Origin of the sequence: Nostoc sp. FACHB-133, from assembly GCF_014698055.1 — a bacterium.
Lineage (GTDB): Bacteria > Cyanobacteriota > Cyanobacteriia > Cyanobacteriales > Nostocaceae > Nostoc.
Genome location: NZ_JACJSH010000007.1, coordinates 178,849 through 203,451, shown reverse-complemented (window position 1 = coordinate 203,451; position 24,603 = coordinate 178,849). Strand labels below are relative to the sequence as shown.

The 24,603-nt window shown below is 41.5% G+C and carries 17 protein-coding genes; 7 read left to right on the top strand and 10 right to left on the bottom strand.

What is annotated here, in order from left to right; genetic code table 11:
* Nucleotides 1–137 precede the first annotated feature (137 nt).
* From H6G86_RS08595 to H6G86_RS08575, 5 genes are all read right to left on the bottom strand, one after another.
* Nucleotides 138–731 carry a hypothetical protein gene (locus H6G86_RS08595; RefSeq protein WP_190933955.1) on the bottom strand — a complete coding sequence of 198 codons (594 nt, stop codon included), beginning with the start codon at nt 729–731 and terminating at the stop codon, nt 138–140.
* 70 nt (nt 732–801) lie between these two features.
* On the bottom strand, nt 802–1,407 hold the full coding sequence (locus H6G86_RS08590; protein ID WP_190933954.1) for a hypothetical protein: 606 nt from the start codon (nt 1,405–1,407) through the stop codon (nt 802–804).
* A gap of 109 nt (nt 1,408–1,516) precedes the next feature.
* A complete protein-coding gene (locus H6G86_RS08585) occupies nt 1,517–2,656 on the bottom strand; it encodes a 3-oxoacyl-ACP synthase III family protein (RefSeq protein ID WP_190933953.1) in 1,140 nt (379 codons plus the stop codon).
* Entirely contained in the window at nt 2,653–4,416 is a 1,764-nt protein-coding gene (locus tag H6G86_RS08580) for a thiamine pyrophosphate-dependent enzyme (RefSeq protein ID WP_190933952.1), read from the bottom strand. The genes H6G86_RS08585 and H6G86_RS08580 overlap by 4 nt, the downstream gene beginning before the upstream one ends.
* A gap of 49 nt (nt 4,417–4,465) precedes the next feature.
* Nucleotides 4,466–5,515, bottom strand: coding sequence for a methyltransferase (locus H6G86_RS08575; RefSeq protein WP_190933951.1), 1,050 nt, complete (start codon nt 5,513–5,515; stop codon nt 4,466–4,468).
* 29 nt (nt 5,516–5,544) lie between these two features.
* Here H6G86_RS08575 and H6G86_RS39465 point away from each other — a divergent pair, with 29 nt between their 5' ends.
* Nucleotides 5,545–5,673: a hypothetical protein gene (locus tag H6G86_RS39465; protein WP_277883562.1), complete on the top strand. Its 129-nt coding sequence runs from the start codon at nt 5,545–5,547 to the stop codon at nt 5,671–5,673.
* 20 nt (nt 5,674–5,693) lie between these two features.
* Here the strand turns inward: H6G86_RS39465 and H6G86_RS08570 are convergent, their stop codons facing one another.
* Both H6G86_RS08570 and H6G86_RS08565 read right to left on the bottom strand, forming a co-directional pair.
* Nucleotides 5,694–7,235: a class I adenylate-forming enzyme family protein gene (locus H6G86_RS08570; RefSeq protein ID WP_190933950.1), complete on the bottom strand. Its 1,542-nt coding sequence runs from the start codon at nt 7,233–7,235 to the stop codon at nt 5,694–5,696.
* A 96-nt stretch (nt 7,236–7,331) separates the two neighbouring features.
* Nucleotides 7,332–9,038 carry an HAL/PAL/TAL family ammonia-lyase gene (locus tag H6G86_RS08565; RefSeq protein ID WP_190933949.1) on the bottom strand — a complete coding sequence of 569 codons (1,707 nt, stop codon included), beginning with the start codon at nt 9,036–9,038 and terminating at the stop codon, nt 7,332–7,334.
* A gap of 304 nt (nt 9,039–9,342) precedes the next feature.
* On the opposite strand from H6G86_RS08565, the gene H6G86_RS08560 reads away from it, so the two are divergent.
* Together H6G86_RS08560 and H6G86_RS08555 are read left to right on the top strand one after the other, a co-directional pair.
* Nucleotides 9,343–13,479: a beta strand repeat-containing protein gene (locus H6G86_RS08560; protein ID WP_190933948.1), complete on the top strand. Its 4,137-nt coding sequence runs from the start codon at nt 9,343–9,345 to the stop codon at nt 13,477–13,479.
* Nucleotides 13,480–13,521: 42 nt separating this feature from the next.
* Nucleotides 13,522–14,100, top strand: coding sequence for a Uma2 family endonuclease (locus H6G86_RS08555; protein WP_190933947.1), 579 nt, complete (start codon nt 13,522–13,524; stop codon nt 14,098–14,100).
* A gap of 39 nt (nt 14,101–14,139) precedes the next feature.
* On the opposite strand, the gene H6G86_RS08550 is transcribed toward H6G86_RS08555, so the two are convergent.
* On the bottom strand, nt 14,140–15,867 hold the full coding sequence (locus H6G86_RS08550) for a ShlB/FhaC/HecB family hemolysin secretion/activation protein (RefSeq protein WP_190933946.1): 1,728 nt from the start codon (nt 15,865–15,867) through the stop codon (nt 14,140–14,142).
* Between the two features lie 210 nt (nt 15,868–16,077).
* Nucleotides 16,078–16,449: a hypothetical protein gene (locus tag H6G86_RS08545; RefSeq protein ID WP_190933945.1), complete on the bottom strand. Its 372-nt coding sequence runs from the start codon at nt 16,447–16,449 to the stop codon at nt 16,078–16,080.
* A gap of 648 nt (nt 16,450–17,097) precedes the next feature.
* On the opposite strand from H6G86_RS08545, the gene H6G86_RS08540 reads away from it, so the two are divergent.
* Nucleotides 17,098–17,793: a response regulator transcription factor gene (locus tag H6G86_RS08540; RefSeq protein ID WP_190933944.1), complete on the top strand. Its 696-nt coding sequence runs from the start codon at nt 17,098–17,100 to the stop codon at nt 17,791–17,793.
* Nucleotides 17,794–18,365: 572 nt separating this feature from the next.
* On the opposite strand, the gene H6G86_RS08535 is transcribed toward H6G86_RS08540, so the two are convergent.
* The gene (locus H6G86_RS08535; RefSeq protein WP_190933943.1) at nt 18,366–18,650 is read right to left on the bottom strand and encodes an Npun_R1517 family heterocyst differentiation transcriptional regulator; all 285 of its coding nucleotides are present in this window, start codon (nt 18,648–18,650) and stop codon (nt 18,366–18,368) included.
* Nucleotides 18,651–19,539: 889 nt separating this feature from the next.
* On the opposite strand from H6G86_RS08535, the gene H6G86_RS08530 reads away from it, so the two are divergent.
* The 3 genes from H6G86_RS08530 to H6G86_RS08520 all read left to right on the top strand — a co-directional run bounded on the left by H6G86_RS08530 (nt 19,540) and on the right by H6G86_RS08520 (nt 24,550).
* Nucleotides 19,540–19,905: an NAD(P)H-quinone oxidoreductase subunit M gene (locus H6G86_RS08530; RefSeq protein WP_114081065.1), complete on the top strand. Its 366-nt coding sequence runs from the start codon at nt 19,540–19,542 to the stop codon at nt 19,903–19,905.
* A 500-nt stretch (nt 19,906–20,405) separates the two neighbouring features.
* Nucleotides 20,406–22,691 (top strand): protein phosphatase 2C domain-containing protein, encoded by a 2,286-nt coding sequence (locus H6G86_RS08525; protein WP_190933942.1) that lies wholly within the window; start codon nt 20,406–20,408, stop codon nt 22,689–22,691.
* Nucleotides 22,692–22,969: 278 nt separating this feature from the next.
* On the top strand, nt 22,970–24,550 hold the full coding sequence (locus H6G86_RS08520; RefSeq protein ID WP_190933941.1) for a CHAT domain-containing protein: 1,581 nt from the start codon (nt 22,970–22,972) through the stop codon (nt 24,548–24,550).
* Nucleotides 24,551–24,603: the final 53 nt, after the last annotated feature.

Here is a 24,603-nt window from a genome sequence, read left to right as displayed (position 1 = left end):
TCTTGTCTGTAAATAGAAGTATAAAAATCTAAGCTGCGTTGTATATTAACATTTTCTGCCGAGAAAAAACACCTAAGTTGAGAGTTGCAAAATTACTAATTGCTTGCACCAACACCATCATATTGATTTTTTGGCAATTAAAAAATATTTTCAATTGAGGTATTAACAGGTTGTTCAAATTTGACTTTCCCCATAGTTATAGGAAAATTCCAGTATGGGTGAACAGACATTAATGCCTGATTAGGAACATTTTTTGGTTGAGCTACAGAATTTTGAAAGGTGTTTGCAGGATAGCGAAAACGAATTGATAGCGCATACTTTGATTGACGAGCAACTTTGGGTACAAAAAGGATAAACTCATCATCTTGTGGAGAATCTTTCGGAAGATTGGGAGAAGCTTTGACTAATTCAGGACGGAGTAAAGTTACAATAGTTCGAGCTTCATCATGGGTTGCTCTTTCAGGACTTTGAGAACCTTGTTCTGATATTTCATCGCCAATATTTACCGCATATTCGACGACAGAACCGTCGTACTCGCTCAACATATCTGGACGAATTGGTGCGCCTCCTCGAATTGAGTCATCAAAGATAAAGTAGCCGTCGGCTTGCTCGCCATTAAAACTAAATTTATGTAGGGCTGCATGGGCTGGGAGATGATCAATTATTCCCTGAGTGAAAAAAACTGCGAAAGTTAAGATGGATGTAATTATTAGTTTCTTCCAAAAGTTCATTATTTTTCCTCTTTTTTACAAGTAATAGTTATCGGCTTGTAAAGACGTTGCCATACAACGTCTCTACATCTTAATCAGATATCTTTTCTATCTTGGTTTGTACGGGTGCTTTAACCAAAGCTTTACCTAATGTTTTGGGAAAATCTACTTTGGAAAATACTTCTATTTCAGCCTTTAGAGGAACCTCTATTGGTAGTCTTGTAGATCCATTGAACGTTTCTTGAGGATACTTAAAATAGCTAACTAGGGAATAACTGGACTTTGGCTGTCGTTCAAAGTTACGTACTTGTAAAAGGAAGAGATCGGCAGGCAATAAAACATTATGCTCGTCATCTTTACCATATTGTTTATCGTGTTGCGCTCGAATTTTTGCTAAGACTTTATCTTCTTCTCTGGGCAAAAAAACAATGGCATTACTAACTGTGCCTTGAAATAATCCTTTGTCTCCTAAATCGACTTTATAATCGCGCCCTCCACCGTAATATTGAGTCATGTAGGGCGATTTTGTTTCACCTTTGGCAGCAGTATCATAAATAAAGTAACCGTTGGCTTCTTCACCAGTGAAAGTGAATTTGTATGTAGCAGCCTGAGCGGTAGATGTGCTGATTGTTCCTTGGAATAGGAAGACTGCGATCGCAATCACAGATACAATCGATATTTTTTTCCAGAATTTCATAAAAACCTCGCAAATTTGATAGGTAAGGGAACGAACCGCAAAGGACGCATTCGCGCAGCGTCTCGTCAGAGAAGAGCGCTAAGGAAGAAGGAAAGAAGAGAAATCAAAATTAATGAGATAAAGCACTAGAAATGAGAATTTTCTGATTGTGTAGGGAAAGGCTCAAGGGGGGAGCGGGTGGAGTTCCTAAAGCAACATCGCCCCAACGCATGACGCTAGCACCTGCATTGGATGAAGAACCCATTGTATAAACAAGAACTAAATCGTTTTCACGGATTTTACCTGCTTGGGCGGCGTGGTAGAGATTGGCTACGGGGAAGGTAGGGCCGATATTGGCGTAGAAAGGATTCAGGTTAATAGTCCGTTCTGGATTAATCCCTAATGCACGGGTGCAAACCTGCGAATACCAAGCGCTGGGTGTGTTGAAAGCAAAAAAGTCAATTTGATCTAAGCTGACATCAGCAGCTGCGATCGCTCCATGACAACATAGACGAATAAATTTCACGGTTGTCTCGTTAAACATCTTACTTGCACCCTTACCTCCCCGAATGAACATTCTGATGTTCCCCTGTTCATCGGTGGTGAATTCGTTATAAAAGGCTCCACAAGTGGCGGCGGTATTGGCAATTTTAGTTCCCAAAATTCCTTGATTGGGTTGGAGTTCACCCACAATAAATGCTCCAGCTGCATCGCCTGACAAGAAGGCGAGGGTATCATTCTCATCGGTATAACGGGAATATGTAGAGGAAACAACCACTAATACATTGCGATATTCTCCCGTTCGGACTAGAGAACAGGCTGTTTGTAGGGAAACTAATACAGATGTGCAGGTTGATTCTATATTCCAGGCTGCGCTGGATAATCCTAATTTACCGGCGAGAAAGGCTGCATTTCCTGGTGTGACTTGTTCGGGAAACAACGAAGTTACAAGCATCAAGTCGATATCTTCGGGCTGTAGTTTTGCTGCTTGCAGAACATTAATCGCTGCTTGATATTCTAGAGATAAAGAGGTTTCATCTGGGCTGACTACTCGCCGTTCAACAGTACCGCGAAAGGGATCGGACATATAAGGGGCTACTTCCTGTGACCAGATATCTGTAGAATTATCTGTGACAAACAACCTAGCCAAGGTTTTTTGTTCAGCTTCCGCCACCATCTGGGGAAAATTATTTCTGTAATAATCGTTGGTGCGGATGGTGCGAGGAAAATTCAGGGCGATCGCTCGAATGCCAACTGGTTGTAAAATCATGATTGTTCTCCTTTAGATTCGATTGCTCCTTGTTGAATGAGGCTGCGAATTCTACCGCCAATGGGAGCAGGTTGTTTGGGGTCTAAGTTAATGTCAACAACGAAGGGAACAGTAGCAGCCAAAGCTCTTGTTAACGCTGTTTCCAATTCCAATTCTGTGGAAACGCGGATACCGTCTGCACCCATTGATTGGGCAAGTTTGACAAAATTGGTACTCGGTATTTCCGTATCTACGCCTTGAAATCCTTGTAAATTCATGCCTTGGGCACACATATTGTAGCGTCCGTCATTCAGTACAATCCAAACGGCGGGAATGTCGAATTTAACGGCGGTGCTAACTTCGCTATTCATCAACATCGCGCCATCTCCCACAATGGCGATCGCTTTACCATTTCTTCCCCAAGTCGCCCCCACGACTCCAGTCACAGCATGACCCATCGCTCCCACGCCAGTACTAATGCGGTAGCGTCCTGGTTGGGTAAAGCGCAGTCTGTTAGTCGCCCAAGCGAAGGAATTACCAGCCTCAGCTAGGATCACAGCATCGCTATCCTCAACGATGATTTTTTGAATTGCATCCATCAAAACTTCTGGTCTGACTAAACCATCTATATGAGGAGAAGGCGGTTGTAACTCTGGATTGGGCAATATTGGGGAATTCCCTCGACGTTGGGGAAAATATGCTAGTAGAGATTTGAGGTAAGGCTTTACTTCCGATTGAATTGCGAAAGTTGGTACAGATGGATAGGCTACTCCCGGTACTTCTGGATCTATATCTACATGGATGAAGCCACCAGTAGGAATCATCAAGGGATTCCAGAAAGAAGTCGGTTCACCTAAACGAGTTCCTAAAACTAGGATGCGATGGGGTGGCTGTGACTGCATATATGTGAGGACAGAAGCATGACCACTGAATCCGGTAACGCCGATAAACTGGGGATGATTTTCGGGAAAAATGCCCTTAGCGCGAGGCGAACACATCACCGCAGCCCCGGTGCATTCTGCTAATTGGCGAACTTCGGCGGCGGCTTCCCTAGCACCAAAACCTACCCAAATGGCAAAGGGTTCTTGAGAAAGCAACCGCACCGATTCAGCGATCGCTTCTTCGCTGGTAACTGACACCCCACGAGTAAATCCGAATTGCGATCGCGCTGTGCATGGTTTGGTTTGAATTGGGGTAGGAATACTGATATGGGCGACAAAACCGCCTGGTTGGGATAATCCTTGCGCCAGTCTGCGGGAAATTTCCGGGATTTCCTCACCAGTTTCGACGATGGTGGCGTAATTGAATAATACACCTGGGGTAAATATACCTGAAATCGGCAACGTATGAGCGCTGGTTTCTTGACAAGCCCAGCGTCCGCGATTTCCAGATGCGGTGGTTGCAGATAATAGAATTACCTTTGCACCTTCGCCTCTGGCAGCCAGCAATCCGGTGAGGGCGTTGGTAATACCGGGGCCAGTGGTGACGAACACAACCACAGGGCGATCGCTAGCAAAGTGGGCTTCACAAGCTGCAAAGGCTGCTCCCGATTCGTGGCGAAAGTGTAAAACTTGAATTTTGCTGCGGTTGAGGGATGCCCACAGTGGCCCAATTCCACCACCAGAAACACCGAATGCAGATTCGACTCCCATATCTTCTAACATCTTGACTACAGTTTCTCCAACGGTGAGTTCGGTTGATGTTAATTGGGTCAGTTTGCTGTTTGTAGGTGGTGAGAAAATGGAAGATCCAGATGTATTTGTAACTGTTTTTGTGTTCATACAAGTAAATTTGATGCGTATAAGTTAAGTAGTCTTTCTTGAGCAAGAATTAGGGTTTACGACCAGTAATGATGCTCCAGTAACTTGAAGCTGGTTTAATTTCAATGTCAATAAAACCTGCTTGTTCCAACATCATTGATAATTCCTGACCTGAATATTGTTGACCTCCCAGCTTTAAAGATATATTTAGGTTTTTAACTGCTACTGGGAAAGGGCCTGTTTTTTGTTCGTTAAATAGCATTTCATGGAGGATAATCCGCCCTCCACTCAATAAGCTATTAAAGCTTTTTTTTGTGAGAATTTGGCATTTATCTTGTTGCCAATGATGATAAACAGCACTATAAAAATGAAGATCGCCTACGGGAAAAGGATCACTCCACATATCAAATTCTTGTGTTACAATCCGATTCTGCAAGCCATAATGCGTGATAAATTCCTGAGCTATTTCGCATACTGTAGGTAGTTCGAGAACAACGGCTTGCAAATTCGGCCATTTTGACGTTGCACCAATTGAATGAGCCGCCGAACCTCCACCAATATCAATAAACAATTTATATTCAGATAAATCAATGAGTTCTGGCCAAATTAATGCAGCCGCCATACTTGGCCCATGCATACTAGAGATAAAGCTACGGATAAATTTAACATTATTACCAAAGGTGATGGCACGCATAAAATCATGATTTTTACTCAAAGATTCCATCACCTTTTTACCAGGAATATTATTAGTAAATAAAGACTTTTTTAAAGTATCAAATGAGGATATATGCTTGCGTTCGTCAAAGATCATCATTTCTAATAAAGCACCGAAATATGTGGGGCTACTTTCGACCAAATAGTCTTTGGCAAGAGGAGTAAGTGAATAATAACTATTTTCTAATTCTACTAATTCGATAGATATAAGAACTGCTAATACAGCTTCGGCTGGAGGTTGGAAAATTTTTAGTTCATCACAAATTTCTGCTAAAGTACGTGGTTTTTGAGACAGGAGAGGGAACAGTTTAATATCATAAGCAACTAGCAGTACTTGACGACCTGTATCTGCAAAAATAAGATTCCATAATAGTAGTTCGTCAGTTTTGGGTTTTTGAATTGTCATAGACGTAGTTGTATTCATGATTTTTGGATATGTTTGATGAGTTAATTGGAGTTTTAGGTAAAGTAGCAATTGCACAGATAACCCAGTGCATTGAGCGGGTTCCTGACTTGCAGCAACTGGCGCGACGCAGAGAGAAGAATCAGGAGAGGTTTCAATGAATAATTGAGAATTGCTAGATTTATCTTAACTGTGTGGGAAAACTTAGAAATTTATTGGATGTACTGGTAAATTCTTCATCACGTAAAAATCGCTTTATCACCTTGCCTGTAGGATTTTTTGGCAGTGAATTCACAAATTTAATTGTTTGGGGAATCTTGTAAGTTGCTATTTGTTGAGAGCAAAATTCTAGAATTTCTTTTTCTGTAATTTTGTGACCATTTTTAACTACAATGTTGGCTTTGACTATCTCGCCTTTTATGGGATCGGGAAGTCCATAGATAGCAACTTCAGCAACAGCCTGATGTTTATAAATGGCATTTTCTACTTCTGTTGGATATACCTTGAATCCACAGACGTTAATCATATCTTTTAATCGATCGGCGATGTAGAAGAAGCCTTCTTCATCCATACGACCAATATCACCACTGTGCAACCAACCATTTTTAATTACTTTTTGAGTTTCTTGAGGACGATTCCAATAACCAAGCATCACATTGGAACCTTTGATTACTATTTCACCCAATTCTCCTGCTGATACTTGAAAACCGTTAGCATCCACAATTCGCATTTTGACATTTGTAATTGGGACACCAATGGAACCAAACTTATATTTTAAATTGTGGTTATAGCTAGCGCAGGGTGAAGCTTCGGTTAAACCATATCCTTCATGAATCACCTTTTTATACTTGTCTTGCCAAGATTTGGCAATTTCTACAGGCATTGGGGCGGCAGCGCTAAAGTAATAACGCAGGCTGTCAAAGTTATATTTAGAGGTGTCTTGATTCAGTAATCGAATAAATACAGTCGGTACACCAAAAAACATAGTGGCTTGATATTTTTCAATGCTTTCTAAGACTTGATCTAAATCAAATCTCCTTTGCAAAATGATAGTTGCACAAACATTTAGACCAGCATTGAAAATCGCATTTTGACCAAAGCAATGAAACAGTGGTACATACAGTAGCAATCTATCAGTTCGACTCATCTCGCAACAACGATTGTGTGCAGAGATATTAGAAATGATATTACCGTGGGAAAGTGTTGCACCTTTGGGGAAGCCTGTAGTACCAGAAGTATAGACAATACTAGCTGGAGAGTTCCATTCCATCTCCATAGCGCGGGTGATGGGAGAAGCGTTTGAAATCAAATCTGCAAAATCTATGTCGTTATTAACTACACCTTCAGCAATGAGAATATGTTGTAAATGGGGTAAATCAGCCTCTGTTAATTGCAAACGACCTGATTCTGTGGTGACAATAGCTTTAGCAGCGCAATCATTGAGAATGTAACTAACCTCGGCAGACTTCAGCATGACATTTAGTGAAACTACGATCGCACCAATTTTCAAAATCCCCAAATAAGCGATCGCAAACTCCGGTATATTGGGTAAATACAACGCCACGCGATCGCCTTTTACAATGCCCAATCCACGCAAAGCATTGGCTGTACAATTCACTAAACGGTCAAGTTGCCTGTAGGTATAAGACTTATCTTCGAAAACTATGGCGGTCTTGTTGGGATATAGCCGATGACCGCGCTCTACATGATGTGCGATATTCATAGCTAGGGAATGGTGAATTTGATACTCAGAAAATGCAAAATCTCTCTTAAACTTTCTTCCTTTGCGCCCTCTGCGCCCTTTGCGGTTCGTTTCTCTTTATTTCTTCAAACTAGATAAAATCCGACTAACAGCAGTCACAATTTCTCCACCAGCCGCAATATCAACCGCAATCTTACTTATATGTAAATCCAGAGCTTGTTCATTGTCATCCCACACATAAGGACGCTCCTTAGATGGCGATCGCCCCACCACATTCCGCACCGCCATATATAAATCTCTAGTTGCGGGAGACAAAGTTGCACGCGCATCATAATGTCCTGCGATCGTGTGTGTACGCAAATCCACCGATTGCACCCCAAACATCAAAGCCACAGCCATATATTGCTGAAAAACTTCTACACTGGTTCGCGCTAAATTCGCCGAAGCAAACCCTTGACTATTAATATTCTGGTTGTATTGTTCCGCATGGGTAGGATATCTATCAGCAATAGAATTTCCATAGAAATTTAATAGGGGCATAATCGAATTGCCAGTAATTTGTAACCCCTTCAAACCCATATTTACACGGCGCTGTTGATTGCCAACTAACGACGGAGAAAGCCCATTATTAAACTCTGGTGCGACTAAATAAGCAATTTGCACATCTAAATGTTTCGCCAACATCCCAATATAATAACGCAGTCGATCCATTCCTACGCCAATATATTGCCCTAAAAAATTGCCGCCATGATAACTCGCTTGATTCTCAACATCAATCAACGGATTGTCAGTCACAGAGTTGATTTCTACCTCAACCTGTTTAGCAATTTCCTCAATCCCATCCACAATTGGGCCCATATACTGCGCTAAACAACGCAAAGAATAACGGTCTTGAATTGGATGCTCATCTCGATAATTATGGGAACCATCTAACTCATCACGAATTAAATGTGAACCTAATAATAAATCTAGCATTTGCGAAGCAGTCCAAACTTGCCCAGAATGAGGTTTGAGTTTGTGAATAAATGGATGAAACGATTGATTAGTACCTGATAAACCTTGAATTACTAAAGCATGGGTAGCTACACTTAAGGCTAATAAAACTTTCGTCTGTTGTACACAATTAGCTGCAATTCCAGTCATTACCGAAGTCCCATTCATCATTGCTAACCCTTCTTTTGGAAGTAATTGCAATGGCTCTAAACCAAGCTTTTTCAGTGCTGTTGGTGCATCCATTTCTTCACCGTTAAAATCTACGGTGTAGTTAGAATTTAAACCAATCAATGCTCCAGTGATATATGCTAAAGGCGTTAAATCACCACTCGCACCGATTGAGCCAAATTCGCAGACATGGGGTGTAACACCAGCATTTAAAAACACTAGCATCCGCTTGATAAGTTCCAAGCGAATCCCCGATGCACCGGTAATGTGGGAGTTTGCACGGAGAAGCATCGCAGCACGGACATCAGCCAGAGGTAATTTTTTTCCTGCACCCACCTTGTGATACCACATCAAATTATTTTGCAGCAAAGCCGCAGATTCAGGAGAAATCACCACGTTGGCCATACCACCAAAACCAGTTGTCACCCCATAAATCGGGTCGCCAGATTCAACCGCATGATGAATAAAATCACATGATGCTTGGACACTGGCTAAACTTTTGAGGTTGTCAGTTAAACGTACCTGTGCCCCATAACGGGCTACACTAATTACTTCTTCGATAGTGAGATAGCGATCGCCTACAAGCACAGCATCATCAGAATTGTGTACAAAAGGAAATGCAGTTTTACTACCAGTGTTTTTACTTAAGCGAAGCGTATCCATATTTCTGAAAGTTGTGACTAATGAATTGATAATTCAGGCTAAAATATGCAATTAACTTGTAAAAACTTTAAGTTGTGTAATTACTTAGCCTAAAAAGCAAGGGACTAATTAGCGTTCAGTAGTTTTACTGTTGCCGATGAGTTACACAATATCCGACATCTTCATGCTACACATCCAATTTTTCTGCTTGTTTGTGTGCAGTTTTAATACCTGGATAATGCAGAAAAGTGCATAATTAACGTTGTTAATGATCCAAAGGTGCAGTTCTATTAGATACTCAAGTAATCTATATAAATAGCACCCGATGACGAGCAACTACGGATTAAACAGGTGTTTGCAGTTCGGATTGGCAGCGTTGCTGGGCTGCTTGAGTATAAGTCTTCTCACTAGCAAAACCCAGGCACAGCAAAGCAATATCGTGCCTGATAACACACTTGGGGCTGAGTCCTCTCAAGTTATAGGCAACTTTCTGGGACAACCCATAGAAGAAATTACTGGTGGTGCAACTCGCCAAATCAATCTTTTTCACAGCTTTCAAGAATTTAATATCAGCGAGGGACGGGGAGCATATTTTTTCAGCCCTAACGCAAATATTCAGAATATTTTGGCACGGGTGACAGGTAATAACCCTTCTGAGATTTTGGGTCAGCTGGGTACTTTCCAGATTATTAACGGTAGTATAGTTGGTTCTAATGCCAATTTATTTTTGATAAATCCCAATGGGATTGTGTTTGGCAAAAATGCCAGTTTAGACGTGCAAGGTTCGTTTGTGGGGACGACTGCGAACGGGATTCACTTTGGCAGTCAAGGTGTTTTTAGTGCTACAAATCCACAAGCAGTGCCGTTGTTGACTATTAATCCTTCAGTATTGCTGTTTAATCAAATCAAAGCTTATGGGGGAATTATTAATCAATCTCAAACACCTGTAGCGATTAATCCCATCGGTGGATATCTTAGTGGTTTGCAAGTTGCTGATGGTAAAAGTTTGCTGCTTGTTGGTGGAAATATCAATATTGATGGTGGTGGAATTCAGGCTTATGGCGGAAATGTTGAGTTAGCAGGTTTGGCTGCACCGGGAAATGTGGGATTGAATATTGCGGGTAATAATCTGGGTTTAGTTATACCTGAGAATGTGGAACGCGCCGATGTTTCGTTGACTAATGGCGCAGAAGTCAATGTTCGCGGTGCGGGTGGCGGGAATATCACAATTCAGGCTCGAAATGTAAATTTAGCAGGGCAAAGTATACTCAGAGCAGGAATAGATATAGGTTTAGGTACTCGAGATAGTAAAGGTGGAGATATTACTATTAATGCGACAGGAGATACAACATTAATAAATGAAAGTGCGATCGCTAATGTAGTGCAAGCAAGAGCATTTGGTAATGCTGGCGATATCAATATTACAACTGGGACATTGACGTTAAGCAATACTGGACAAATAAATGCTAATCTCTACGGACAAGGCAATGGAGGAAATGTCAATATCAATGCTCAAGGTGATATCAGTTTTCGTAACTCAAGATCAGGCGAAAGTACAGGAATTTTTTCCCTGGTAAATAAGGGTGCAATAGGTAATGGTGGGAACGTTACTATTAATACCAGATCCTTGGAAATAAACGATGGTTCGGAAATTCGAAGTATCACTAGCGGAAAAGGTAATTCTGGTAATATCATCATTAATGCTCGTAATAATATTTCGTTAGATGGTAATAACGGTAACATTTTTAGCCGTATTATTAATAATATGCAATCCACTGTTGAAGGTAATGCAGGTAATATTGAAATCACGACAGGTACGCTAAAAGCTACTAATGGAGCGTTTATTGCTAGTAGTATCTTTGGCAAAGGAAACGCTGGGAATATCAGCATTAATGCCCTTGATAATATAGTCTTCGATAGTAATAGTAATGTTAGTAGTGAGGTATTTAATAATGTTAGTAGTCGGGTGTTTAATGGGGGGGTAGGTAACGGAGGAAATATTTACCTGAAAACAGGTTCACTTTCGTTAACTAACGGCGGTCAAGTATCAACAAGTGTATTAGGACAAGGTAATGCCGGAAATATTACCATTGAAGCCTCTGATAATGTCAAGCTAGACGGCGTTTTCATCGACGCGGGTAAGTTTGAACTTAATAACTTGGATTACGATAAATCCAGTGGTTTGCAAAGCGACTTACTGATTGGAGGTGTCGGAAAAGCAGGAAACATTCAAGTTACCACAGGATCACTTTCTGTTACTAATGGTGCCAAAATATCTGGCACTACTGCTGGAGTAGGGAATGCAGCAAATATCACTATCAATGCCCGTGATAATGTCACAGTTTCAGGTTTTGGAGGTAGGGAAAAAGTTGGCAGTCTAGTATCAACTGAAGGTGTTAAAAACGCGACAGGTAATGGTGGTGATATTCGCATCACTGCGGATAATTTACTATTTAAAGATGGCGGACGAATAGATGCTATCAACGGCGGGCAAGGAAATGGAGGTAATATCTTTCTTGATGTTGGCAATACTATTACTTTTGATGGAATTGCCGGTAATGGTTTCCCTAGTGGTGCAAATACAGAAGCATTCAATGGTAACGCTGGAAATATTCAAATTGAAACAGGATCATTATTTTTAACAAATGGCGGTAACATATTTTCTCCTCTTAATGAAGGAAAAGGTAATGGTGGCAATATTATTATTAATGCTCGTGATACCGTCATAATTGATGGTGTCTTAAAGGGTGTAACTTTTAGTAGTGGCAAAAGGGATATAATTAGTGGTTTATTCAGTTCTTTGGTGAATGGTGAAGGAAAAGCTGGTGACATCGAAATTACAACAGGGTCACTTTCCATCACCAATGGTGCAAGCATTTCTGCATTAACTGGTGGACAGGGAAATGGAGGCAATATTACCATCAACGCCCGCGATACAGTTTCTGTCACCAACGGTGCAAACATTTCTGGAAGCACATTGAGACAGGGAAATGGAGGCAATATCACCATCAATGCCGGCAATACAGTAACTTTTGATGGTGGAGAAAATGGTTTGTCTACTTCCGTAGGCACTGTGGCGGGAAGCAATAGCACGGGTAACGCTGGGAATATTGACATCAAAGGGAGGGAGTTATTTATAAAAAATGGTGCTTCACTTGCCGCTTTTAGTAGTGGTCAAGGTGATGGTGGTAATATCTTTATCGATACCCGCGATGCTGTCATTATCGATGGTACTACTGGCAATAACCTGACTGGCGTTTTGAGTTTTTTGTCTGCTGGAGGTGTTGGTAAAGGTGGGGATATCCAAATTACAACCAACTCTTTAACGCTAAGTAATGGTGGACTACTTGCTGCTAACAGTTTCGGTAAAGGCAATGCAGGTGACATTATAGTTAATGCTGGCGATGCTATTGGGATTGATGGTGTCGGTAGGAATGGAAGTTTAAGCGGTGTTTTTACTACCTTAGAAGGTGAAGCTGAAGGTAGGGGAGGCAATATTAACCTGAAAGCGGGTTCTTTGTCTTTAACCAATGGTGGAATAGTTAATGCTAGTACTTCTTCTAAAGGTAATGCAGGTGATATCACCATTGATGCACGCGATCGCATTTTGATTGACGGTATTAGCACCACAGGTTTTTCTAGCGGTGTTTTTAGTACAGTTAATGCAACAGCTGTAGGCAATGGAGGTAATATTAAACTGGCAACAGATTCTTTATTTTTAAATCGCGGGGGAATCAGTTCAAGCAGCTTTGGGCAAGGTAAAGGCGGAGATATTAATATTAATTCTAGTTCCACAGCACTTGATAACAAAGCATTTATTGGAGCAATAACTAATTCTGGTGATGGTGGAAATATCAATTTAACTGTGGACGATCTTTTACTATTGCGTAACGGTAGCCAAATTTCGACCACCGCAGGTACAGCCCAATCAGGTGGCGATGGTGGTAACATCGATATCAATTCAAGATTTATCATCGCCATCCCCAAAGAAAACAGCGACATCACAGCCAACGCCTTCACAGGAACAGGTGGAAACGTCAAAATTAACTCGCAAGGTGTCTTTGGTATCGAGTCGCGTCCAAAGCCAACTGAAAAAAGTGATATTACCGCCAGTTCGGAACAAGGTGTTTCAGGTGTAATCAACATTAATGCACCCGATACCAGTTCCATCCAAAACAGCTTTACCGAATTACCTCCAGTTATCGATACTAATGCACTCATCGCCAATAGTTGCATTTCTCGCGGCACTAAACGGCAAGAAAACTCTTTTACCATCACGGGTTCTGGTGCTTTGACTCCTAATCGTCCTGGGGTTTTGGTTTCTAACTATACAACTGGCGAGGTGAGAGGTGTTGAAACTACATCCCGTCCTTGGAAGAAAGGCGATGCAATTATTGAACCACAAGGATTATATCGGCTGAATAATGGACAGTTGCTATTGAGTCGAGAATGTTCTAATTAGTGTTGATTCGCTAAAATCAAAACAAACTGGAAAAATCTGACTATGGGAGCCATCCCCCAGCAACCACCAAAAATGACCATCGAGGAATATTTTGCATGGGAACTCCAGCAAGAACTTCGTTACGAATATGTCAACGGCGAAGTTTTTGCAATGACAGGTGGTACAATTCCCCACAATGATATTGCACTTAACTTTTATACAGCTTTACGCCCACATTTACGTGCTAGAGGTTGTCGAGTGAATGTGTCGGATGTGAAAGTACAAGTTACTCCTCAAAGTCCTTATTATTATCCTGATGTTATTGTTAGTTGCGACCCTCAAGACCTGAATGCCCGCAAATTTATTCAAAACCCGAAAATTATTGCCGAAGTCCTCTCCCTCAGTACAAGCGGGAAAGATAGGGGCGAAAAATTCACCAATTACCTGAAAATTCCCTCTTTACAAGAATATTTATTGATAGATTCGGAAAAAATTTCCGTCGAACGCTACTCTCGGGGAGAGGGCAAAATGTGGTTTTATTATCCCTACATTGAGGGAGATATGATTACCCTATCCAGCATCGAATTTGAGTTAGCGATCGCACCACTGTATGAAGGTGTTATTTTTGAAGCAGAAGAATAGCTTGATTTATAGTGCGATCGCTTTTTCTCTAGATGTGGTTCAAAATGGTTGATAGCGGACTGAAAAATTAAACCCATTATCTTGCAGTGAAGTACCGCGATCGCTTGTGCCCATAAATGGTATACCATAGTCTGCACGCAATACCAAACCATTTAAAGGTTGCCAGTTCAAGCCTAAACCCAGGCTAGCAATGGTTTGTGGATCGGCATTAATACCGCGATTATTCCATGCTGTACCGATATCAAAAAATGGTATTAGCTGTAATGTTTCCACATTCGATGCTAGGGGAATCCGAACTTCCACACCTCCAACTACCCCATTGTCAGCAACAATTTGATTTTGACTATAGCCGCGCACTGTATCTACTCCGCCAATACTAATTTTTTCTAGCGAAAGTAAGGAATCAGGAGTAAGTTGAGTGTTAACTTTGGCCAACATCAAAATGCGGGGAGATAGCCGTTGCACCCATTGAAATTGTCCTAACCAGGAGAAAAAACGCCCATCAGTACCACTATCGTTGATAGTTGGATCAAAAGCATCGATGCCAAAACTAAATTGCGATCGCGCTGCTAAGACACTGTTAGCATTACGTTGTAACCAATCTTGCGAAAAACGAATTACCGTAACTCTTGATTTCCCATCTTCGGGCCCTTCAGTAAAGGAGAAGGGAATATCATTGAGTATGTAGGTTTGACTGCGCCGTAAATCGAATGCCAACGAGAGAGCAAATTCGTTGTTTGGCGTGTGGGTTAGCGGTTGACGGATATTAAAAGAAAGGGTTTCGGCTTCGCTGCGGATATCTAAGTCACGAAATTCGCTTTCAATAATCCGGCTAGCACTGTTACTATAGCGGACACCAATAGTTCCATCTAGGGCGTTAAAGGGAATAGAATAATTGATATTGTAAATATCTAACCCTTCACTACCAGCATATTCAGCGCTGAATTTATCTCCAAACCCTAATAAATTATCGTGAGCAATAAAAACACTCCCTTGTTCTGAACCAACGCTAGGTGATTGATTATTTGCAAAGTTCACCCCAGCATGGAATGGTGGGGATTCGGTAATTGTCACCTGTAAAATATTGCTACCTGGGGTGCTACCTGCGGTTAACTCGGCATTGACTCGTTCAATTACGGGGTCGAGTTGTAATAATTGCAGCGCTTCTTCGAGACGTTTTTGGTTTAAAGGCTTACCTGCCAGCCGTGCAATCCGCGAACGCACGTATGCAGTTTGCAATCTTTGTAACCCTAAAATGGAAATTTCTTCAAGTTCGCCTTCCACAACTTGGATTTGCACAACACCGCTAGCGATATCTTGATTGTTGGGAATAAATGCACCACTGCTGATATAGCCATTATCAACATAGAGTTTGGTGATTTGCGATCGCAGTTGCAATAATTGCTCAAATGTGATGTTTGTATTTTCTAAGGGCTGTTTTAACGCGATAATTTCATCTTTTAAAACAGAATAGCCTGTAATTTTGATTTCTTTGACAAAGAAACTTTCGCCGCTAGGAAAAGTGGTATTGGGTTGATTTTCCTGCTGGGGTGATGGGAGTATAGGAACAGTTGGTGCAGGTGGTGTGGGAGGAATACTTGGTGACGATGATGGTTGAGGAATGGTTTCTTCCACTTTCCCTGGAATATCGGGAGGAATTGTGATTCCAGATGGGGGTGTCGATTGGGCAAATACTGCGATTGGAGTGATGTTTATGCAGGAAAATAATATAAAAAAAAGCTTTTGAAATCGAAGGTAGGAACCCATTGTTTATATAATGTGTAAAAGATAGTGTCTAGTGCTATATCCGACTTCTGTTTAATAAGTAATCAAGCAGACATGATACTAGTAGTTCCTCTATAATTGTGTTCCCAGACCTCAGCGTGGAAGAGAATATTATTATTTAATTAAAATACCATAATAGATTTCTTGATGATTGCATAAAAGTGCAATCATCAAAATACCATTGGAAAATTCCTAATATTCTTGATAGTCGCCTCCATGACCGTAAAAAGTTATTCCATAGGTGCTGCAAAGATTAGCTTGACGCATGAGATCATAAGTGCCATCGCTATAAATGGCTTTAACATCATAGATACATTGATTGCTGCTATTGCCAAATGTAATCATGTCAAATGAACCGTTAACAATATCTGAATTGAGAATATTATTACCCCAATATCTAGATTTTGCTGAGGATACATATAGTTGAGTAATTTCTAACTCATTGTTGTTGTAAACCAAGAAATCACGGATGTCGTTTGCAAGAGCATTTTGACTGGCTAATGGTACTATTGGGAACGCTAAAGTTGTTACTAAAACTGTATTGCGAACTAGTTTAGAAAACATGAGCAACCTCTTCATCTGAGTTAATAAAGATTACAAAATTTTTATTAGCAACGGTTAATAAATTTATGATTTTTGTGTTTTTCGATTTATGAACCATTTCTTTAATACTCAGATTAAGGGAAATGACTAGGTAATGCATTCACAATTTATGCACATATACATGCCTAATTTGTATGGTGCGATTGCATAATAGTACCTGCTATTTTGCAGAAAACTGCATATAGGATTTTGTAATGTTGCTCATCAAAAATATAAATATGTCTCACGCAGTCGTTCCTGCTTTCTTCGCTCGACTTTATCCAAAATTAAAAACTCGGCTTTCTTTATCCGGCAAAAACCCTGGCTTTTTGGCAAATAGTTTTTCCACAAATTATCCAATCTTGTGGGGTGGGCAACATGAGCGCCACATTAACTGGGCGCTCATGTTGCCCACCCCACAATCAATAATTGTATTTTTTTATTTGGAAGTCCCTAAACTTTGCAGTCAGCCCGTCCTTATGAAGGGAGGATGATTACAAAGGTTAAAGGGTTGAACGAGGCCAAGATGTCAACTTTAGAAGTTTTAGGGGCTGTAGAGATAAATTCAGAATGTTCAATGACTGTCAACTTTCGCTAAATTGGAAAAAGGAAAACTCAAGGAAATCTTAAATGTCAGCACAATTGTTACTGGTGGATGATGAACCAGGTATACGGGAAGCCGTGAAAGACTATTTGCAAGAGAGCGGTTTCAGCGTTCAAGTCGCCAGTAACGCCCTTGAAGGTTGGGAATGGATGCAGATGAATACACCTGACTTAGTGATATCGGATGTCATGATGCCCCAAGTGGATGGCTATCAGTTCCTCAAGCAACTGCGAGAAGATCCCCGCTTCCAAGCACTGCCGGTAGTATTTTTAACTGCTAAGGGTATGACTGGCGATCGCATCCAAGGCTATCATGCTGGTGTTGATGCCTATTTACCCAAACCCTTCGATCCTGATGAGTTAGTCGCTATAGTCGAAAATTTGCTAGCCCGCCGCGCTGCTAAGGCCGCAACTACTGGAGATGACGGTGAAACCCCCGATCTTGCCGAACTAGCCAATCAAATTGCCCAAATCAAAGCATTGCTAACTCAAAGAAATGCCATTTCCCAATCGCCAGCCCCTTTTAAAATTGATTTGACTCCCAGAGAACAAAGTGTTTTAAACTTGGTCGCTGAAGGGTTGATGAATAAAGAAATCGCCCGTCGTTTGGAAACCAGTGTCCGCAATGTCGAAAAGTACGTCAGCCGTTTGTTTAGTAAAACTGGCACTAATAGCCGTACAGAGTTAGTTCGTTTTGCTCTAGAACACGGTCTGGCTAAATAGGCATGGGGCATTGGGCATGGGGCATTGGGCATTGATTATATTGTTTTCTCCATCCCCCTCATTCCCCTCTGCTCCCCTGCTCCCTGCCCCCTGCCCTCTGCCTCTGGGTAATTAGTAATAGGTAACTGGCTGACAAACCATAACCTAATACTGGTAATGGATAAAACATAAGTATTTTGGCAAATCAGGCACTTAGCTAAAGTAAAAAGCTAAAAGTAAGGTTATTTATGTTTACTTTGGTCTTTTAGGTTTTCATTGGATTTGCGCCTGTTGTCCAATTCCCCATCTGTAAAGACACAGGTTTTTTCTTCCTGCAATTTTTTGATAAAAACTCGGTAAAATGCACCCGGTTGAGTTGACTCTCAGATTCTACCAGTACCCTTTGCTACAAAGTTTTTTAATAGAGGAAACTGTTCCTGGGACTTTGTGCTGCTAAATAAGACTTTCACAAAGTAGAAATCACAATATTTGATGAATTCTACTTACTGCTTAGTTTTTATTGCAACGCGGCTATAGGATCAACATTTGATTTGATAACCAATTCATGCTTCTCACTACTTAAAATTACACCTTTAAGGTTGTGGATTTTCAGCAGCATTACGCAAGCGCATAAGCTGACGTCGCATTTGAGGTGAAGCTTTAAACTCAGACACTTCCTGCGCTTTAACGGACGCTTGTAGCGTCTCTAGAAAGTCATCAGAACCTTCGGTTAAAGCATCAAGTAGCACTTGTAAGAGTTGCTCGCGATCGCTCAATAGACTCTTTTCCTCAATCAACCGGAATTTGAGATGGATTTCGCACTCATAAACACCTACTTCGAGATTATTTATCTGGCGTGGTAATGCTTTGGAGTTCATAACTATTGAGATTCCTTTACTTGGTTGTCATGAGGGTAAGGAGGTAGATGTCCAGCAAAAATTCTTTATATCTCTTTTGAATCCAAAGTGCTTGAATTAAGAATTTTTCTTCATCAATCACTTTTGTAATCCATTTCACTCTCCTGTGTTTTATTTACAAGCTAAATTTTCACTGTCTAGATTTTGATGTTCCTGTGCCAGATGTAGCTTATGGTAAGCCATAACTATTATTCAGTTTTTAAGATTCTACACAATAAAGTTTCTGTAAGAAGTTGTTCAACCTTTTTAAAGCTTTTTACATCAACTTTATGTGAACGTCAATAACAGTTGGACTTGTTACTTTAATTTTGGTGTTTATACGTAAGTAAAATCGCTTAATTTTTTTGAACTTATTACAGCCAGAGGTCGATGTAGCACTATTCAGTGAAATTACTTGATGTACGTTTTTTGCAATAGAAAATTCCGAAGAAATTCGTGAGCAGAATTATTAAGATAAAAACTTTTGTTCTCCATAAAAAATGTACACAGATCAAATTATTCCTTGTGAATGCTTCACCTTACTGGCTTTTAGGCTTTATGAGTAAGAAAATCCTAGCAGTAGTTAAGATTCACACACCACTTTGACTTGTTTGTATACCCTAAATGAAAATACTTTCCCCAGTAATTTTTACAGAAAAATAATTGGACTACTGTCAGTACTCGCTGCTAAATGTGTCTTGAACTCATAACAGAAGTAGTAAGTTAATCAGTACAGGTGATATTTTTACTTATGCCCATTCAATATACCCTTTTGAAACTGCGTTCAAAGCTTGTAAATTGAGAGCATTCAAGCTTGAATATAGCGTTTACAATAATTTCAGTGTAATCCACCCAAATCTTACACCCTTTTATGGATAACCCGATGCTGCTCAAGTCCACAACCCGTCATGTCCGCATTTTTGCAGGCGAAATTGACCGGGATGGCGACCTAGTTCCAAGTCAACAGGTCTTAACGTTAGATATTGACCCAGATAACGAATTTAACTGGAATGAAGACGCGCTGCAAAAAGTTTATCGAAAATTTGATGAACTAGTAGAAGCATCCAGTGGCGCAGACCTCACGGACTATAATTTGCGCCGTGTGGGGTCAGACTTAGAGCATTATCTGCGATCGCTCCTGCAAGGCGGCGAAATCAGCTACAATCTGTCTGCGCGCGTTACCAACTACAGCATGGGAGTCCCCCAAGTTGCAATTGACGACAAACAAGTAAGCTAAAAAGTTGCTAGGAGTCTGGCTGAACCCTTCTGACAATTCAAGCAACTCATCAGCAAAATACCCCTTCCCGACGTAGGAAGGGGAAATTCATCTGGTACTTTTGCCAAAATTATATTTGCTATTCTTAATTCTTAATTAAAGTTAATTGTTGCTATCCTACTTATAAACTAAATAAATGCCAACATTCACTGCCTCTTGATGATGCGATAATTCAGCAAAAGCTTGGGGCGCAGTTATGCTTGGGTTATGCTTTGTTAACAGGGTTGGAGCTAGTTGCTTTGGCGATTGAGAGTCACAGAGCAATAGAAGCTATGATGAGGCTGGAGGGTTGACTTAGAAGCGTGTTTTTTAGATAAGTTAAGTATTAGCACCTGCTGATATCGCCAGCTAAAATCATCATCTAAAGTCTGGGTATGTCAATTTTAAGAAAGATGAGCGGTCTAGATTGTCCCTAATAATGCTGTTAAAGAAATTGCCAATCGCTGATCGGTGCGAAAACTATGGAAAATGACGCGGCAACGCTCTACTGTCCAAATGAAAATTGTCAGGCTGCCAACCCCCTGACTCACAAGTTTTGCCAGCGATGTTCCACGCCCTTACCCAAAAATTATCTCTGGGCTGTGGTAGATGGCCCAAGTGTGGGTAGCCCTGGAGAAATATTAGCCGATCGCTATTTAGTCGTTGATAAATTTATTCTTTTAGACACGAAACCTGGTTTCTTAGCGCTAACACCTGAGTTAGAGAATTTACAGCCTCTAAGAGCTTACCTGAGACTCATTCCCTATCGCTTACACGTACCACAGGTATATGGAGTGATTTTTATAGCTGACGGATCTTCCCACGAAAGAGAAATATTACTCTTAGAAAAACCGCCACTATTTAAACCGCCACTATTAGTAGATGACACAATCCAAGTGGATTTGGGCAGCGAGTTAACCACCGCTTGGCGTGATGCAACATCGATGCGCCAACTCAATTGGTTATGGCAAATAGCTCATCTGTGGCAACCTCTGGCAAGTGAAGGTGTCGCTTCTAGCTTGCTTGACTCATCTGTATTACGGGTAGAAGGATCGTTAGTCCGGTTGTTGGATTTGCGTTTCGACAGCGAAATATCACCAGAATTGCCGCAGTTAGGTGAATTTTGGCAGCAGTTGGTACATGAAGCCAAACCAGCCATAACTGAATTTGTTGAGCAGGTTAGCCTTTCTTTAATTCAGGGAGAGATTAACTCAACTGACCAATTGATTACAGTTTTAGATCAGGGACTCGCACAATTAGGGCGATCGCAAACGCCCACGATCAAAATTATCACCAAAACTGACACTGGCCCAAGTCGCCAACGCAACGAAGATGCCTGTAGCCCTCCCAGTGGAACTCTGATCAGCAAACCACCCCAGCCAACAGCTTTAGCAATCGTCTGTGATGGCATCGGTGGTCACGAAGGTGGCAATGTCGCCTCAAATTTAGCCATTGAAACGATCCAGCAGCAGGTACAGCAATTAACAAAAGTTCCCTACGACCACATAGACCCCTCACTACTGCTGAATGACCTAGAAAAAGCAGTGGCAATTGCCAATGACAAAATTAGTCAGCGCAATGACAGTGAAAATCGCCAAGGGCGGCAGCGCATGGGCACGACTTTAGTCATGGCATTGCCTGTTGCACACGAAATGTACATTACCCATGTAGGTGATAGTCGTGCTTACTGGATTACCCGTCAGGGTTGTTATCAAGTCACTCTTGATGATGATGTCGCTTCCCGCGAGGTGCGGCTAGGCTATGCCATTTACCGCGACGCTGTACAACAAAGTTCTGCCGGTTCTCTCGTCCAGGCTTTGGGTATGGGGCCCAGCACTTCATTGCATCCCACCTCGGCACGGTTTATGCTCGACGAAGATGCGATTTTTCTGCTCACATCCGATGGTTTGAGTGATTTTGATCGGGTGGAGGAATACTGGGAAACAGAAATTTTGCCGATTCTAGTTGGGGAAGCAAATATCGCTAATGTTGCCGATAGATTAATCGAAATCGCTAATACTAAAAACGGACACGATAATGTCACCATCGCTTTAGTGCATTATCAAGTCCAATATTGGGAACCAGAAATTACCATCAAAGCCTTCATTCCAGAGAGTTATTCTGCCAAAACTGTTGATTTTGCATCCAGGGCAACAGATGCAACCCTTTTAGGTAGCCCAAACCACAAAACTCAGGTGATTCCCGACACTGAGCCTGCTAAAAATCGCCAATTACCGCTACAGTGGATTGTTCCTTTAATATTTGTGCTAATAGCAGGCTCTTTAGGATTGTTCGTGAAGGAATTGCGATCGCCATCAGGCTTATTACCATTTCTTCCCAATCCCACACCAACTCAAAAGCCTACCACCCAAGCAACACCCGCAGAGCGATCGCTTGATAACCTTTCTCCTGGCTGGGTAATTCAAACCAACAAGGAAATCCCCTTGAGAAATAAACCATCGCTTCCCCCTGGAGCTTTTTTACAAGTTATCAACACAAATCCAAATCCCAAACCTGCTTCTGGAAATCTTTCGGTTTCTATGCGAGTCTGCCCAAGCAAAAACACGCCAACACCAGCTAATACTAATAAACCAGCAGTAACTTCCTCAATTCCACCCAATTTGAAACCTTTAGCTGAAACAGTATTGCTGGACTTATCCCAACTAAAAAGCTTTGGTGTATCTGTTTTACAATCAGATGTACCAAATCCCTGTCCAACAGTTACGCAACCGCCAGCTACTCCATCAGCTGACACCAGTCCAACTTAATCAAATACTCGATAAACTGGTAAAAACCTGGAATAATAACAAGTAACAATCAAAGTAAAAAACTTACAAGGTCAAAAAATAGAAAGTTTTCACCTTGAAGAATTGTTATTTTAAATTATCAAGAAAGGCAGGAGGACGTTCGGCGATCGCTCAGTCGAGCCGCAGAGGGCAGTTCTTCTTGGAGAAAAACTACCTGATGTTCGTGGACTCGCTTGCCGCCGGCGCTATCCTACCTCCTGCCTCCTTCCATTGTTTTTAGCTTTGAGTTTTATGAATCCATGCCATCCCTGAATTTGGCGATCGCCCGTCTCTTAAACACTGGCACTGACAACTTCGCCATTTGGGTGGTCAAGGCTCCCTATCCCAGTGGCTACGTTTTACGTGACTGTGTATGGCCTGTTGAACTCAATCAAGTCTGGCAAGAATGGCAGCAGATGTTTGCTGGCCATAGTCGGCTAGATATTTCCCCAAACTCAACATCTCAAAAGTCGAACCAATTCTCCATCGATTGGATTTCGCCCCCTTCTGGTCAAACCACTGGGCCTTACACCAGTCGTCTGATGCAATACTTGGGAATGAATTTATGGCGCTGGGTATTTGACGGGCAAATTCTCGGTAGTCTAGAACGCAGTCGCGGGATTGCTATGGGTCAGCATACACGTTTGCGCTTTCGGCTAGAAATTCGTGACCCGGATCTCATCGCTCTCCCTTGGGAAATTATGCAGCGTGAGCCTGGTCAATCGGCAATGTCTCTCTCCCAAGATTTGCTATTTAGTCGTACCAGTAGTGAAGTTGACCCATTACCGTATTTGCGAACTGACCAGGCTTTAAGTATTTTGCTGGTTTTAGGTCATGATGAAAAGCTGCAACTAGAACAAGAAGCAGCAATTTTACAGCAAAGTCTTGTAGATACACCTGTGGGTGGTAATTCTCAAAGATATGCACCTTGTATAGTAAATAAACTTATACAACCAACTCCACAAGAGTTGATTCAAGAATTAGAAACCAAAGCATACAACGTTTTCTTTTACGCTGGACATGGTTTGCCAGGAGCAGATGGAGGATTACTGTTTTTGCGACCAGATATGCCCTTGAATGGGATAGAATTGGCGCAAGTATTGACCCGTACAGGTGTGAAACTAGCACTTTTCAACGCCTGTTGGGGCGCACAACCAGCTGCTATTAATCATCAAGCCATACCTGCCAGTAGTTTAGCCGAAGTACTAATTCGTCATGGAGTGCCTGCTGTTTTGGGGATGCGCGATGAAATCGCCGATCACGAAAGCCACAGTTTTATTCAAGCGTTTACCGAAGCTTTGCGATCACACAAACCCATAGATGAAGCCGTATCACTGGCTAGGCAAGAGTTATTAACACTGTATAAATTTAATCAACCAGCTTGGACTTTGCCTGTTCTCTACCTGCATCCAGATTTTAATGGTGAACTCATTAAGAATCTAGATGAAGGTATTACCGAACTACCAGACACAGCCATTCCTGATATCGGTTCACCGCTTCCGACTGCTTCGTTGCGATCGCTCACTCCAAAAGGTAAAACCTGGTTGTTGCGTTATGGAGTCACCCGCATTGGCCGCACGAAAGATAATGATATTGTCATTGCCGAACCATCTGTATCCAAACGCCACGCCGAAATCTTCTGCCGTAATACTCTTACTGATGCTACATTGGTGCGAACTTATTATTTGCAAGATTTTTCCACATACGGTACAACCTGGTTTTTAGGCCCTAATGGATGGCAACAAATCCTCCGAGAGGAAGTACCCCTGAAATCGGGAATGCAGTTAAAGTTTGGAAGTGCTAGAGGCGAAACCTGGGAGTTTATTATTGAAGACTCCTAGTATAGCTATTGCAGAAATAGAGTTTCATGTTTAACATCAGCTTTTAAAATCTA